We start from the raw sequence: 14,538 nt of genomic DNA, 5'->3' as shown, positions 1-14,538 counted from the left end.
CGGATTTCCGGACAATTTTTCGGAATAATCCGCTATATTTGCTTCAGATTTGGTTCTCCGCTCCCCGTCGCGGGAGGGTGTGAAAAGGGAATCGGGTGCAAATCCCGGACAGTCCCGCTGCTGTGAAGCCCCGTGACGTTCCGAATATCTCAGCCACTGCCCCGCGGGGCGGGAAGGCTTCGGGACAGGGGTCAGTCAGAAGACCTGCCAGATCGATTCGTTGTCGGAAAGCCCCGCGGACTGGGCGTCTGGTTTCGGTCGTATGATGCTTTGGGATTTTATGCAATCGGCGTTTTGCAGGGATTACTGTCCTGTTTTTCGATGCGAGGTTTATGCGGACTGCCGGGCGGATCCGGACGTATTCCCGTAAGCCGTGCGGCGGAAATTTTGAGAATTGACAAACCGGAAAGGCATGGTAATATGGAACACGATGCTGTAATGAATTTTGGGATGCGGCCATGTCTTTTGTAAATAACGATGGTTATGAATATCGTACTGTATGGAGTATCGGCGGAAATCGCCGGGAAAATCGCCGGGAAATACGGCCTCAAACTGATAAGTACACCCGATAAGTTCCAGCCTTCGGGAACCGTGGTGCTGGTGCCGCCTATGGGCACCCCGCGGCAGTTGCTCGCTTTCTACAATGCCATGCTGCGCCATGAGGACGACGTCGATGCGGTGATCGTCTGCGGTATCGAATCCTGCGAGGCGGCCAGCACGGTGCAGTATTGCACGCCCCCGGGGAAATTCTTCTCGCTGGGTGGTGACCTCGAACCCGAAGAACTGGAGTCGGAGTTGTACGTGATCCTCGATTCCCTGTTCGCGGAAGGCAATCAGATCAATTTCTAAGTCCCGGGGGCAGGTATCGCCGCAGTTGCGGTGCACCGTTCCCGGCCGGCATAATCCGGGATTATATCCTCCCGTGCGCGGGCGGAACTGTTGCGTAATTTCTGCGTGCCGGGCCGTTTCGGGTATGGGTGTCCTGAGGTCGGTGCGGGGCGCCGCATGGGGTTATACCCGCGTGCAGCGTCGTGCGGCCGCGGTGCCCGGCATGTCTGCTGTGGGCATTATTTTCATGATGCCAAAATTTTATTTTCCCACGCAATGCTTTGAAAATATGTGCTTTAGCACTTCTTCGGAGGCTAACGAATTGCGTCCCGTGACACTGCCGACATGGTGGATGACCTGGCGGATTTCTTCGCTCAGCAGGTCGGTCTGAAGGCCGCTGCCGAGCCCGTCGAGGGCCCGGCGGAGCGCATCGCCGGCGGCCGTGAGGGCTTCGTAATGGCGGTTGTTCGAAACGATTGCGTCGCCGTGGTAGAGGGCTTCCGTATCCACAAAGGAGCGTAATATCCGGCGCAGGCTCTCTATGCCGTCGCCGTTGCGGGCCGAAATGCCGATCGTGCCTTCGGGCAGGGGGCAGTCCGGTGCCGTATCCGTTTTATTTACCAGCACCAGCAGTTTCTGGTCGGCACGGAGCGGGAATTCCGGGGCAACGGGCGCACCTGCTGCAAGGCGTGCCGCGTCGGTCATGTAAATCACGATCTGCGCCCGTTCGATGCTCGACATCGTGCGCTGGATGCCCATCTGTTCCAGCCGGTCGTCCGTTGCGCGGATGCCCGCCGTGTCGAGGAACCGGAAGACGACCCCGTCGATGTTGATCCGCTCCTCGATGACGTCGCGTGTCGTGCCCGCGATGTCCGAGACCAGGACGCGCTCTTCGTTGAGCAGACGGTTGAGCAGGGTGCTCTTGCCGACGTTCGGGGCTCCCGTGATCGCTACGGCGACCCCCTCCTTGATGGCATTCCCGAGCGTGAACGAATTGCGCAGGGCGTCGATATGCGCCCCGATCCGCTGCATCGCCTCCCGCAGTTGCGCGCGGTCGGCGAATTCGACCTCTTCCTCCGAAAAGTCGAGTTCCAGTTCGAGGAGCGCAGTGAGTTCCAGCAGCTTTTCGCACAGTCCTTCCAGCGCGTCGGAATAACCTCCCCGCATCTGGTTCGCGGCGAGCGCATGGGCCGCGCGCGACGATGAAGCGATGATGTCGGCCACGGCCTCGGCCTGCGAGAGGTCTAACTTGCCGGCGAGGTAGGCGCGGATGGTGAATTCGCCCGGCCCGGCCATGCGGGCGCCGGAGGCGGTGAGCAGCCGCAGGATCTCGGAAACGATGTATTGCGATCCGTGGCAGGAGATCTCGGCGGCATCCTCGCCGGTGTAGGAGCGGGGTGCACGGAATACCGTGACCAGCACGTCGTCCAGTACGCGACCGTCGTCCACGATCTCCCCGTAGTGTACCGTGTATCCTGCTGCTGCGGCCAGCGGTTCCCTGCCGCGGAAGATACGGTCGCAGATGCGCAACGCCTCCTCCCCGCTGATGCGGATGACGGCTAATGCTCCTCCTGCGGCGGTTGCCGGGGCTGCGATGGTATCGTGATCCCGGATCATGTTATCTTCCTTCGATGCGGATTCGCTGTCCCAGACGGAGTTTATGGGCGTTTTTGATGCCGTTCCAGCGCATCAGCTGCGCTGTGGTCACGCGGTAGCGGCGGGCGATGGCGCCCAGTGTATCGCCCTTCTTGACCACGTAGACCGTACCCGAGCGTTCCTGGCGTTTCTTGTCGATGTTCGCCGGGTTGATGTACTCCTTGAGGTAGGCCGAGTCTTTGGCGAAGATCGCAGGCTCGTTGGCGATGTATTGTGTGATGTTGCGCTGCGGCAGCACGAGCGTATAGGGTTTGGTCGTGGCCGGGATGATGTCGAGTTTGTATTGCGGGTTGAGCTGCCGCAGGGTTTCGATCGGGATGTCGATCGTCGAGGCGATCTGCCCGAGGTGCATCAGCCGGTCGATGCGGATGGTATCCGTGGCCAGCGGGATCGGGGCTTCGGTGAGTTCGATGCCGTGCTGGCGGTGGTAGGCATAGGCGTACGAGGCGCCGATGAATGCGGGGACGTAGCCGCGCGTTTCGCGGGGCAGGTAGTCGTAGATGTCCCAGAACGTGCGCCCGTTGCCGCCGGAGCGGGCTATTGCCTTGTTGACGTTGCCCGGGCCGCAGTTGTAGGCGGCGATGGCCAGCGACCAGTCGTTATAGATGGCATAGAGGTCTTTCAGGTAGCGGCAGGCGGCCTGTGTCGAGCGGACTGGGTCGCGGCGTTCGTCGACCAGCGAGTTGATTTCCAGTCCGTAGCTTTTGCCCGTCGAGGGCATGAACTGCCACAGGCCTACGGCGCCCATCGGCGACACGGCCGTGGTGGAAAGCGCCGATTCGATGATCGGCAGTGCCCGCAGTTCGACGGGGAGCCCCTCCTTGAGCAGTTCGTCCTCGATGAGCGGGAAATAGTACTGCGACATGCCCAGGATGCGGCTGATCGTGCCGTAGCGCGAATCGGTGTAGCGGTTGATATAACCCCGTACGATGTTGTTGTAAGGCAGCTGGATCGGCGAAACGAGCGCCCGCAGCCGCTGGATGTAGACCGAATCGGGGGTCGTGCCTTCGGCCGTGCTGTCGACCAGGATGTAGTTGTCGAAAAATTCCTGGTAGGAATCCCCGCATTGCCGTTCGCGCCACACGGCGACCAGCGAATCGGCCTGTTCTGCCGTGAGCCCGAGCGTCATGTCGTCGTACTGCACCTCGGCGGGGTCGGGAAGTTCGGGCTCCTCCGGCTCGGGGGCGGCTTGCTGCCCGGCCACGGGGGCAGCCGGGGGTGTTACGACGGCTTCGGTCTTGTTTTTCTTCTTGTCTTTTTTGCGGGGGCGGCGGTCGAGTGCCGGGGCCGGGACGGCGACTGCCAGTAGCAGCAGTATGGTCAGGAGGGTTCTCATCGGTTAGAATTTGATGCTCATGTTGAAGCCGAATACCGGGCGGTTGCCGCCGAGCGAGGGCACGTAGGTGTAGTCGACCATCGGTTCGAGGTTCATCGTCAGGTCGTCCGAGATGTCGTAGTCCTTGAGGTGGGCATCGACGTGGGCATCGACGATCTGCAATACGTACAGGCCTGCGGAGATGATGATGCACAGGTCGCGGTTGCGCCGGAAGTTGTTGCGCAGGTTGCGGATATAATCCGCCGAATAGCGGCCGTGGAATTCGTCGGTAGGCCCGTCAGGGAATTTGTCGGGGTTCTGTTCGTACTCGTTCAGCAGCCTGTACGCCTTCTTGAAACGCTGGTAGCCGCGGTTGTTCCAGTCGATGCAGTAGATCATCGCCGCGAAACCTCCGACCACGAAGGGGACTTTCCAGTAGCTTTTGTTGTAGATCTGCCCCGCGCCGGGGAAGATGCAGGCCAGCGTTGTGGCCTTCTTGACATTCGACACGTCGTTGGTCGAGTAGTTTACCGCCGCATCGCCGATGAAATAGATGTACGAGGCGACGGTCAGTCCCAGGTAGACCTGGCGGCGGGTGTTGCTGCGGATCATCTTGGCCTGCAGTGCGTCCAGTTCGGGCGTACGCGTGAGGTTTTTGTCGGTATAGGCGTCATACTCCCGCTTGAGCGGCTTGTATGTCCTGTTTTCGTTGATGTAGAGCGCCAGCCCCGCTCCCACCGTACCGTAGAGTATGGGCAGCTTCCAGTATTGTTTGTTGTATATCTGTCCGTAGCCGGGCAGGACGGTCGAGATCCAGCAGACCTTCGAGAGCGACATCGAGTCGCTCATGAGCCAGCCTTTCTTGTGCCGCATGGAATCCGGTTCGGTCTTGATGCCGGCCAGCCTGAGCCGCATGAGCGAGTCCGTGGTGCGGATGTCGTCCGTACGCAATGCCGTCACGGCGAGTGAATCGGCCGTGAAGTCCAGTGTCAGGAGCGAGTCGAGTTCGCGCGTGAGGGCGTTGTTGGCCAGCGAATCGCTCTTGTGGCGCAGCGAATCCGGCTTGACGAACATGCCGCCGCGTACGATGGTGCGCGCCCCGCGGTGGAGCTGTGCCTCGGCGGGGAGCCACAACATGAGCGCTGCGAGCATCGGCAGCAGGTGTCTGAACCGGATACTTACCATATTATTTAATACGTCCCGAAAACCGTTCGATGAACTGTTCGATATCCTTGTCGTCGCCGAACCCGATGACGATGCGCCCGCCGCCGTTCTTCGAGCGTTTGATGCTGATGTCCTGCGAGAAGAACTTTTCGAGTTGCTCCACCAGCCGCGAATAGCTTTCGGGATACTCCTCGTCCTCCACATTCTGTGCCGCTGCGGCCGGTTGTTCGGTGAGCGAGCGTACCAGCTCCTCGGCCTGGCGTACCGAAAGGCCTTTCTTGATGATGCGTTTGAGCACGCGTACCTGCGTCCCGTCGGGGGCGCCGGCGATGGCTTTGGCGTGCCCCATCGAGATGAGCCCCTCCTTGAGCGCCAGCTGCACCTCGTCGGGCAGCTTGAGCAGCCGCATGTAGTTCGAGATGGTCGAGCGTTTCTTGCCCACCTTTTCCGAGAGGGCGTCCTGCGTCAGGTTGCACTCGTCGATCAGGCGCTGCATTCCGAGCGCGATCTCTATGGCGTTGAGATCCTGGCGCTGGATATTCTCCACGAGGGCCATGGCGTGCAGGTTCTCGTCGTCCACCTCGCGGATATAGGCCGGGAGGCTCGTCAGGTCGGCGCGCTGCGCCGCACGCCAGCGGCGTTCGCCGCTGATGATGATATATTTCCCGTCGCCGGATTTCTTGACCGTGATGGGCTGGATGACCCCCAGCTGGCGGATCGAGTCGGCCAGTTCGTCGAGCGCCTCCTCGTCGAACTGCGTACGCGGCTGCGTGGGGTTGGGAATGATCTCCGTGATGTCGATCTCGGACATCTGGCTCATCGGCTTGAGCTTGGCGTCGACGGCGTCGGTGCCGAATATGGCGTCCAGTCCGCGCCCTAATCCCTTCGGTTGTTTCATTTCGGTATGTTATTTTCTCGGTTTGCGGTTGCGCTTGAGGAATTCCCGGGCCAGCGTGAGATAGTTCTCCGAGCCGACGGCGCCCGCGTCGTAAAGCATGACGGGCTTTCCGTGCGAGGGTGCTTCTCCCAAACGGATATTGCGCTGAATTATTGTGTCGTAAGCCAACGGCCCGAAATGTTCGCGCACCTCGTTCACGACCTGATTGTTCAGGCGGTTGCGCATATACATCGTCAGCAGGAAACCCTCGATGTCGAGCGCCGGGTTGAGGCCGCTCTTGACCTTGCGGATGGTGTTCAGCAGCTTAGAAAGCCCTTCGAGGGCGAGGTATTCGCACTGCACGGGGATGAGCACCGTATCGGCGGCCGTGAGGATATTGACGGTGGTGTAACCCAGCGAAGGGGAGCAGTCGATGAAAATGTAGTCGAACCTTTCGCGCACGGCGTCCACGATGCGCTTCATCACATGGTGGGCGTTCTCCAGTTTGGGCAGCTCGGTGTCGGCTGCTACCAGGTCTATCGACGAGGGCAGCAGCCACAGGTTCTTCACGTCGGGGCTTTGCAGGATGACCTCCTCGGGTTTCCTGAGCCCGGCGATGCACTCGTAGATGCCTTCGAGGTTTATGTCGAAGCCCAGTCCGGAGGTGGCGTTGGCCTGCGGGTCGGCGTCGAGCAGCAGCACCTTCTTGCCCAGCAGGGCCAGCGATGCCGCGAGGTTGATAGCCGTTGTGGTCTTGCCCACGCCGCCTTTCTGATTCGCTAAAGCGATAACCTTTGCCATGTTTCAATCGGGTTTATAATTGGGCAAATTTAATGATTTAAAATGGAAATCCATAACCGTAACCGAAATTTGCTGATCTTTTCGGGAAATGGGCTGCGGCCCCGCCGGCGCAAATAAATTTGCTTTTGCCCTTGACTTGCACTATCTTTGGGCTCGGAACGAATTGATAGCAACAGCCTGTTATGACAGAAAAAAAACAAGGGGTTCCCGTGCAGGAACCCGTGCCCGCCGAAGAGCCTGCAAAGGCGGGGGACAATAATAAGATATGGCACTACAACGGAAAATTCCCCGTGGTGGTGGACTACCTGGTTTTCTTCGGCATCTTCCTGCTGGCGCAGGGCCTGGGGACTGCCGTGGCATGGCTGGCGGGGTGCAAATGGCCCGATCCGGAGCTGCTGGCCAGCCCCGACGAGGCGATAAGCACGGCGGAGCAGATCGCCGCCGGGCATTTCAATGCCGTGACCTATTTCGTGTCGATGTCCGTGACGCTCGCGGGATTCCTCTTCTACCGCAGGCGAAGGCACGGCCCCACGGTCGTGGCGCGTTTCTCCCGGCGCGGGCTGAATCCCGTGCTGTTGCTCTGGGGGGTGTTCTTCATGCTCTCGACCTCGGTCGTGCTGGAGCCGTTTCTGAGCCTGATGCCCGAGGTGCCGAACGTCTACGGGCGCGGGGCGTGGGCGATCGTGACGGTCGTGGTGATGGCCCCGCTTTTCGAAGAGGTGATCTTCCGCGGTGTACTGCTCGAATCGACGCGCGTGCGGTACGGCGTGGTGGCCGCATGGCTGCTCTCGTCGGCCATCTTCGGCATCGTGCATGTCCATCCCACGGTGGTGGTGAACGCCTTTGTCATGGGCCTGGTGCTGGCCTTCATCTACCTGCGCACCGATTCGCTCTGGTCTGCGATCATACTCCATGCAATCAACAACGGCATAGCCTACCTGGCGCTGATTGCCGGACACGGTAATTCCATGCTCATCGACATGGTCGGTAGCCGGACGCTCTACGTGCTGTTGTATATCGCGGCGCTGGCCGTCTTCGCCGTTTCGGGTTACATGATGCTCGTGTCGCTGCGCCGTCTGAAGGCCGAGGAGAAAAATCGCGGCGCGGCGTAATAATCTGGGCGGAGGCTGCGTTAGTTACGAGTAAAAACAGTATCTTTGTCCTCCGGATTATGACTTTGCGAACGAAAATAGCGGTCGTGGCGGCTACGTTATTCCTGGCCGGTTGCCAGGAACTGCCCGGCTATTTTGCCAGCGATACCACGCTGGCGCGGGCGGGCGGCAGCGAACTGAAGATGCGCGATGTCGAGTCGGTAGTCCCGAAAGGGGTTACGGGCGAGGACAGCGCGGCCTTCATGAAGGTCTATGTCGACCGCTGGGTGCGCAAACAACTCAAATTGCAGGAGGCCGAGATCCTTTTTTCCGCCTCGGCGGACGATATCGACAAGATGGTCGAGGAGTACCGGCAGGCGCTGCTGATCCGCAAGCTGGATCAGCATTACGTCGACCGCAGCATCGACACGACCTTCACGGAGAACGAGATCGCGGCCTATTACAACGCGCACAAGGCCGATTTCCGGCTCGACCGTACGTTGGTCAAAGGGCGGATCGTGCAGTTCGGCGAAGGGTACCGCCAGGCGCGCAAATTGCGGGAGCTGATGGGGACGAAGAGCGAAGCCCGGCAGCAGGATTTCCGGGACATATGTGCGAAGAACGACTTTACGGTCACCGATTTCAGCGACCAGTGGGTGGATTTCCCGGAATTTCTGAGTTACCTGCCTACGCTCCGGTCGCAGAACTACGACCCGGTGCTCGCATCGACGGCCGTGCAGGAGATGCGCGACAGCCATTCGCACTACTATTTCCAGATCGACGCCGTGCGCCGCGAAGGGGAGCCCATCCCGCTCGAACGGCTGCGGGGGACGATCCGCCGCATCCTCTTCAACCAGCGCCAGAGCGAGATCATCCGCAGCCACGAGGAGGAACTTTATAACCGGGCGTGCGAAGGCGGGAGCATAAAGATTTTCGAAAACGAGAATACAAACGATAAAGAAAAAGAATAATGTTGAAAAAAGGTATGCTGGGGGCGGCTTTCGCCCTGCTCGTTGCCGGGGCCGGGGCGTTCGCGCAGAAACAGCAGGTGATGCTCGACAAGGTGGTCGCCGTCGTAGGGTCTTCGTCCATCCTCCATTCCGAAGTGGCGGAGTATGCCCGGCAGCTCACGGCCCAGCGCCGTGCCGAAGGATATACCTCCGACCGTGACCCGATGAACGAGGCGCTCGAGGCACTGATGACCCAGAAACTGCTCTTCAACCAGGCGCAGATCGACTCGGTGAAGATCAATGCGGGCGACATCGCCACGCATGTGGAACAGCAGATTCAGAACATGATCGAAACCGAGGGGTCGATCCCCAAACTCGAGGCCAAGCACCACATGGCCATTTTCAGCATCCGCGAGAACATGCGCCAGCGCTATGAGGAGCAGTCTTATGCCTCTTCCATGCAGAGCGAGGTCGTGAGCAAGGTGTCGGTCATTCCCGGCGAGGTCGAGCGTTTCTACAAGTCGATCGACAAGGACAGCCTGCCGACCGTGGCCGAACAATATGTCTACGCCCAGATCACCCGTTTCCCCAAGTCGATCACCGAGGCCAAGCAGCGCACGCGCGAGCGCCTGCTCGACATGCGCGAACGGATCATTACCGGCAAGGCGAAATTCGAGAACCTGGCACGCATGTATTCGCAGGATCCCGGGACGATGATGCGCGGCGGCGAGATGGATCCCACCGAGCTCAACGGACTGGAAGCACCGTTCGCCGACGCCCTCGAGAACATGAAGCCGGGGCAGATATCGGAGGTCGTCGAGACCCGCTACGGACAGCATATCATCCAGTTGCTCGACAAGCGCGGCAGCCTCTACCATTTCCGCCATATCCTGCTGCGCCCGGTCTATACGATGGACGAGCTCAACGAAGGGGTCGTGTTCCTGGACAGCATCGCCAACCAGATACGCAAGGATTCCCTCTCGTTCGACAAGGCCGCCCTCCAGTTCTCCGACGACGCCACGTCGAAGATGAACGGCGGTATCGTCTCGAACCACGACATCCTGGAGCGTTTCAACGCCTTCGAGGCGAAGCTCACCGTGACGAAGTTCCTGCGTGAAGATTTCGCGCACTTCGGTGCTCTGGACGACTACAACGCCCTGATCCGCCTCAAACCGGGCGAGATTTCGCCGGCATTCCTGACCGAGGACATCATGGGCAACCAGCTGGCCAAGATCGTCAAACTGGTGGAGATCATCCCCACGCATGTCGCATCGCTTAACGAAGACTACCTCCGGTTGGAGGAGATGGCGCTCAATGCCAAGCAGGAGCGGGTGTTCAAGGAGTGGCTGACGAAGAAGATCGACGCCATGTACGTTTACATCGACCCCGAATTCCGCGACGGGGAGTTCGAGAATAAAAGCTGGGTGAAATAAACCGTGCGCAGGCTCTTTACCATAGCTGCCGTCGTGCTGGCTGCGGGCAGTGTGATTTTCGCCCGCAGCGGGATGCAGGCACCCGGACAGGAGCCCGAGCCCGAGAAGAAACTCATCGACCTGAAGTCGGACAACATGGGCCCCATAGCCCCCGGCGACTCGGTGATCTTCCTGGTCGGCAATTTCGCCGCGCAGCATAACGGCGCTGTCATTACGTGCGACAGTGCCGTGCGTTATTCGGACATGCGGATCGAGTTCTTCGGCAATGTCCTCATCAACAAGAATACGACCTATATTTACGGCGACCGTGCCGAATACAACGGCGAGCTGAACGAGGCGCGGGTCTATTCCGACATCGTCAAGGTCGTCGACGGCGATGCCACGCTCTATACCTACCGGTTTGTCTTCAACACGAAGGAGAATATCGGCCAGTTCGCCGACGGTGGCGTGCTGATAAACCGGGACAACCGGCTCGAATCGGTGCGCGGCTACTATTATGCCAACACCAAGGATCTCGTTTGCGTAGACCGCGTCGAGATGCGTAACGACGAATACGAACTCAAGGGCGACTCGGTGGTCTACAACATGGCCACCGACAACGCTTTTTTCTTCGAGAATACCAACATCTGGAACAAGGACGGCGACTACCTCTATGCTGACCGGGGCGCGTACGACAAGGCTGATACGCTTTACCGGGTCACGCGCAACGGTTATGTGCTGACCGAGAAACAGGAGATGTGGAGCGACAGCATCGACTATTTCCGCGCCAAAGACCACGTGGTGCTGTGGCGGGACATCCAGATCGACGATACGGAGCACAAGGTGCTCGCCTTCGGCGATTACGGCGAGTATTGGAAGGAACCGGGCGATGTATTCCTCACGCGGCGCCCCTCGGTGGTGAGCTACGACCTTACGCAGGGCGATTCGCTCTTCATGCGTGCCGACTCGATGTTCCTCTTTACGGTCAACGAGAATGCCCGGCGCCGGGCTGCGGAGAAGGCCGCGGCCGATTCGCTTGCGCGTATGGGGGCCGATTCCCTGCAACGGCCCGATTCGCTGGGGCAGCATCCCGATGGATTGGCCGCGCCGGCCGGCCCCGAGGAGGGACGTACCGAGCCCGGACTGCATCCCGGCGACGCAGCCGATTCGCTCGCGTCGACCGGCGGGGCGGATTCGCTCGCCGCAGGTTCCGGCTCCGATTCGCGGACGCATGGTTCGCCGCGGGCGGATTCGTTGCGCATGGCCGATTCGCTCTCCGTGCCGGGCAGCCTGCCCGACTCGTTGGACAGGGCTGCCGATACGCTGACCGTTGCCCAGCGCAAGGCCCTGCTCAAGGAAGCGGCGCGCAAGGCCAAGGCCGAAAAGAAGGCCGCGGCAGCCAAAATCAAGAAGGCGCAGCTCGATTCGATAGCCGTCAGACGCAAGGAGAAGACCACGGCCAAACTGCTGTTGCAGAAGGAGCGCGAGGAGGCGCGTCTGGCCGCCCGGCGGCTGAAGGCTGCGTCGAAGCTCAAAGCCCGGCAGGCGCGTGCCGCCCGCAAGGGAAAGGTGATCCCGGTCGATTCGGCGGCCCTGCGCGAACTGGATTCGCTGATCGAGATGAACATGGCCGAACAGGATTCGCTGCTCAACCTGCTGGCAGATTCGCTGTTGTCCGACACGACAGCGATGGCGCTTCCGGCCGATTCGGTCGACTCGCTCGCCCTGCCGCGCGACAGCATCTACCGCCTGATGAAGGGGTACCGCGACGTGAGGATCTTCAGGTCGGATTTCCAGACCGTGTGCGACTCGATCGTGGCGATCAGCACCGACTCGACGATCCACCTCTATATCGACCCCGTGTTGTGGAACCAGAGCAACCAGATCACTTCGGACGTGATGGATATTTTCACCGAGCGGCAGCAGATCAAACGTGCCGAATTCATCGGCAGCCCGATGATGGCCAGCCAGCTCGATACGACACACTACAACCAGGTGGCGGGCAAGACTATGACCGCCTATTTCTACAACAACCAGATATACCGCAACGACGTCAACGGTAATGCCCAGACCATCTATTACATGCAGGACGGCGAGCCGCCCGAGATCACGATGATGGGCGTTATCGAGAGCGGCGACTGTTCATTCTATATCGAGGACAAGCAGGTGGTGCAGATCACCTACCGAACCGAACCGGTCTACAACTTCTATCCGATGGACGATATCCCGCCCACGCAGGATCTCTACCTGAAAGGCTTTAAATGGGAGGGGGCGCGGCGGCCCGTGCAGGCCGATGTGTTCGACCGCAGGATCCGACCTTCGCAGCGGAAGGAACGTACGCGGCTGCGTCATCCAGATTTCCCGATCATGATGCGCATCGAGGAGCATAAGAAACGCCTGATCGAACAACGCCGCTGGGCGGATCGCAACGACCAGGTCGACCCGCTCACCGTCGAGTGGATGCGCGAACTGGGATACGAGGTCGGGCAGCCGCGCGAACCGCAACGTCCCGCGCCGCAGGCTGAATGACCGGCACCGCAACTCTCCGCCGGTAATTCGGACGGTCTATGCAACCACACGGAAACCGTAACAAAAGGCGAAAAGCGAAAAACTTTTCGCCTTTTGTGTTATTTTTGCAGCCGGTTATTCGTCAGTTGGTTTTACACATGAAAAAAAGTCTGATTGCACTGGCATTCGGGACGCTTGCCCTGGGGATGTCGGAGTTCGTGATGATGGGCATCCTGCCCGATATTGCCCGCAGCCTCGGGGTTTCCATCCCCGAGGCCGGACACCTTATTTCGGCCTATGCCCTGGGCGTTTGCTTCGGGGCGCCGCTTACGGTGCTGGTGGCCCGGACGCGCCCGCTGAAACAGATACTGCTGGCGCTCACGGCTCTGATCGCCGTCGGGAACCTGTGCGCGTCGCTGGCGCCGAACTACTGGATGCTGATGGCGATGCGTTTCGTGTCCGGCCTGCCGCACGGTGCCTTTTTCGGTGTCGGGTCGATCGTCGCAGAGCGGGTGGCAGATGCCGGGAAGCGCACGGAGGCCGTTTCGATCATGATCGTCGGGATGACCGTCGCCAACCTGTTCGGCGTGCCGCTGGGCACTTATATCAGCAATGTGCTGTCTTGGCGCACGACCTTTGCGATCGTCGCCGTGTGGGGCGTGGTGGCGCTGACGCTCGTAAGGATGTGGGTGCCCCGCATGGAGCCGCTGCCCGATACGGGGCTGAAAGGGCAGTTCCGGTTCCTGCGCAGCCTTGCGCCCTGGCTCGTGCTGGCATCGGTGATGCTCGGCAACGGCGGGATCTTCTGCTGGTACAGCTATGTCAGCCCGCTGATGATCCATACCTCGGGTTTTACGGAGGAGAACCTTACGCTGATTATCATGCTGGCCGGTTTCGGCATGTTCGCGGGCAATATCCTCGGTGGGCATCTCTCCGACCGTTTTACGCCCGAGAAGGTCGTGCGTTTTACGCTGGCCGCGGCCACCCTGACGCTGCTCGGGATTTTCTTCGGGGCACATGTCCCTTACCTTTCCGTCATGCTGATGACGCTCTGTACGGGTTGTCTGTTCTGTGTCTCGTCGCCCCAGCAGTTGCTGATCCTGGAGAATTCGCGTGGCGGCGAGATGCTCGGCGCAGCCCTCGTGCAAGTGGCTTTCAACCTGGGCAATGCACTGGGTGCCTATTGCGGGGGCCTGCCGATCGCCCACGGGCTGGGCTACGAATATACGGCGTTGCCCGGTGCGGGTTTCACCCTATTGGGGCTGCTGACGGCCGTGGTTTATATCCGTAAATATCCCCGCCATGCGAAGCGATAACGGTGCGGAGCTGTTTCCGGTGGTCGACGAAGCCGGGAACGTGATGGGGGCGGCGACGCGTGCCCAATGCCACGGCGGCGGAATGTTGCTGCATCCCGTGGTGCACCTGCACCTGTTCAATTCGCGGGGCGAGTTATACCTGCAACGGCGTCCCGTGTGGAAGGATATCCAGCCCGGGCGCTGGGATACGGCCGTGGGCGGGCATGTCGACTACGGCGAGACGGTGGACGACGCATTGCGGCGCGAGGTGCGCGAAGAACTCGGTGTGACGGGTTTCGTACCCGAACGCGTGGCGGTGTACGTGTTTCGCTCGGAGCGCGAGCGCGAATTGATCTATGTCCACCGCACGTTGTACGACGGGGAGGTCGTCCCGAGCGACGAGCTCGACGGCGGGCGTTTCTGGAGCCGGGACGAAATCTTTGAAAATCTCGGCAAAGGCGTCTTCACGCCCAATTTCGAGGGCGAGGTGGAACTGGTACTCGGGGTATAGTTTTTTTTCGTATATTGTAACCTGGAAACCGACAATGAAGCGACTGTCCTGTATGCCGCAGGGCATTGTCCAGCACTGACCGGTGCGAGGCGCAGGGATTGGTGCCGTTCCCCAAACGCATGTCCTATGG

The 14,538-nt window shown here is 60.2% G+C and carries 12 protein-coding genes and 1 riboswitch; of the genes, 7 read left to right on the top strand and 5 right to left on the bottom strand.

Features of this window, described 5'->3' with window-relative positions; genetic code table 11:
- The first annotated feature begins 33 nt into the window (after nt 1-33).
- Nucleotides 34-227, top strand: a riboswitch (cobalamin riboswitch).
- Between the two features lie 256 nt (nt 228-483).
- Nucleotides 484-849: a hypothetical protein gene (locus tag DW189_RS05130; protein WP_018694742.1), complete on the top strand. Its 366-nt coding sequence runs from the start codon at nt 484-486 to the stop codon at nt 847-849.
- Nucleotides 850-1,089: 240 nt separating this feature from the next.
- Here the strand turns inward: DW189_RS05130 and mnmE are convergent, their stop codons facing one another.
- From mnmE to DW189_RS05105, 5 genes are read right to left on the bottom strand one after another with little or no spacing between them, the layout of a single operon-like run.
- On the bottom strand, nt 1,090-2,445 hold the full coding sequence (mnmE, locus tag DW189_RS05125; protein ID WP_022331921.1) for a tRNA uridine-5-carboxymethylaminomethyl(34) synthesis GTPase MnmE: 1,356 nt from the start codon (nt 2,443-2,445) through the stop codon (nt 1,090-1,092).
- A gap of 1 nt (nt 2,446) precedes the next feature.
- Entirely contained in the window at nt 2,447-3,820 is a 1,374-nt protein-coding gene (locus DW189_RS05120; RefSeq protein WP_117507090.1) for a lytic transglycosylase domain-containing protein, read from the bottom strand.
- A 3-nt stretch (nt 3,821-3,823) separates the two neighbouring features.
- Entirely contained in the window at nt 3,824-4,984 is a 1,161-nt protein-coding gene (locus DW189_RS05115) for a DUF5683 domain-containing protein (protein WP_117507089.1), read from the bottom strand.
- 1 nt (nt 4,985) lies between these two features.
- The gene (locus tag DW189_RS05110) at nt 4,986-5,861 is read right to left on the bottom strand and encodes a ParB/RepB/Spo0J family partition protein (protein ID WP_055202827.1); all 876 of its coding nucleotides are present in this window, start codon (nt 5,859-5,861) and stop codon (nt 4,986-4,988) included.
- Nucleotides 5,862-5,870: 9 nt separating this feature from the next.
- Nucleotides 5,871-6,641, bottom strand: coding sequence for a ParA family protein (locus DW189_RS05105; RefSeq protein ID WP_022331925.1), 771 nt, complete (start codon nt 6,639-6,641; stop codon nt 5,871-5,873).
- A 182-nt stretch (nt 6,642-6,823) separates the two neighbouring features.
- Between DW189_RS05105 and DW189_RS05100 the strand changes: the two genes are divergently transcribed.
- The 6 genes from DW189_RS05100 to DW189_RS05075 all read left to right on the top strand — a co-directional run bounded on the left by DW189_RS05100 (nt 6,824) and on the right by DW189_RS05075 (nt 14,408).
- Nucleotides 6,824-7,753 (top strand): CPBP family intramembrane glutamic endopeptidase, encoded by a 930-nt coding sequence (locus DW189_RS05100; RefSeq protein WP_256166017.1) that lies wholly within the window; start codon nt 6,824-6,826, stop codon nt 7,751-7,753.
- A gap of 59 nt (nt 7,754-7,812) precedes the next feature.
- Entirely contained in the window at nt 7,813-8,703 is an 891-nt protein-coding gene (locus DW189_RS05095; protein WP_022331927.1) for a hypothetical protein, read from the top strand.
- Complete coding sequence (locus DW189_RS05090) at nt 8,703-10,115, top strand: peptidylprolyl isomerase (RefSeq protein WP_117507088.1); 1,413 nt, start codon at nt 8,703-8,705, stop codon at nt 10,113-10,115. The genes DW189_RS05095 and DW189_RS05090 overlap by 1 nt, the downstream gene beginning before the upstream one ends.
- Before the next feature lie 3 nt (nt 10,116-10,118).
- Nucleotides 10,119-12,623: an OstA-like protein gene (locus DW189_RS05085; protein WP_162851424.1), complete on the top strand. Its 2,505-nt coding sequence runs from the start codon at nt 10,119-10,121 to the stop codon at nt 12,621-12,623.
- A gap of 137 nt (nt 12,624-12,760) precedes the next feature.
- Nucleotides 12,761-13,918: an MFS transporter AraJ gene (gene araJ / locus DW189_RS05080; RefSeq protein WP_117507087.1), complete on the top strand. Its 1,158-nt coding sequence runs from the start codon at nt 12,761-12,763 to the stop codon at nt 13,916-13,918.
- Nucleotides 13,905-14,408, top strand: a complete 504-nt coding sequence (locus DW189_RS05075) for an NUDIX hydrolase (protein WP_117507086.1) — start codon at nt 13,905-13,907, stop codon at nt 14,406-14,408. The genes araJ and DW189_RS05075 overlap by 14 nt, the downstream gene beginning before the upstream one ends.
- Nucleotides 14,409-14,538: the final 130 nt, after the last annotated feature.

The sequence above is a fragment of the Alistipes sp. AM16-43 genome, from assembly GCF_003435745.1.
Taxonomy (GTDB): Bacteria; Bacteroidota; Bacteroidia; order Bacteroidales; family Rikenellaceae; genus Alistipes; species Alistipes onderdonkii.
The sequence above is the reverse complement of the archived record's forward strand: the minus strand, read 5'-3'. Positions and strand labels throughout refer to the sequence as shown.

Coding starts and splice junctions, on each gene's coding strand:
- DW189_RS05130 (WP_018694742.1), top strand. CDS start 484: ATGAATATCGTACTGTATGGAGTATCGGCGGAAATCGCCGGGAAAATC.
- mnmE (WP_022331921.1), bottom strand. CDS start 2,445: ATGATCCGGGATCACGATACCATCGCAGCCCCGGCAACCGCCGCAGGA.
- DW189_RS05120 (WP_117507090.1), bottom strand. CDS start 3,820: ATGAGAACCCTCCTGACCATACTGCTGCTACTGGCAGTCGCCGTCCCG.
- DW189_RS05115 (WP_117507089.1), bottom strand. CDS start 4,984: ATGGTAAGTATCCGGTTCAGACACCTGCTGCCGATGCTCGCAGCGCTC.
- DW189_RS05110 (WP_055202827.1), bottom strand. CDS start 5,861: ATGAAACAACCGAAGGGATTAGGGCGCGGACTGGACGCCATATTCGGC.
- DW189_RS05105 (WP_022331925.1), bottom strand. CDS start 6,641: ATGGCAAAGGTTATCGCTTTAGCGAATCAGAAAGGCGGCGTGGGCAAG.
- DW189_RS05100 (WP_256166017.1), top strand. CDS start 6,824: ATGACAGAAAAAAAACAAGGGGTTCCCGTGCAGGAACCCGTGCCCGCC.
- DW189_RS05095 (WP_022331927.1), top strand. CDS start 7,813: ATGACTTTGCGAACGAAAATAGCGGTCGTGGCGGCTACGTTATTCCTG.
- DW189_RS05090 (WP_117507088.1), top strand. CDS start 8,703: ATGTTGAAAAAAGGTATGCTGGGGGCGGCTTTCGCCCTGCTCGTTGCC.
- araJ (WP_117507087.1), top strand. CDS start 12,761: ATGAAAAAAAGTCTGATTGCACTGGCATTCGGGACGCTTGCCCTGGGG.
- DW189_RS05075 (WP_117507086.1), top strand. CDS start 13,905: ATGCGAAGCGATAACGGTGCGGAGCTGTTTCCGGTGGTCGACGAAGCC.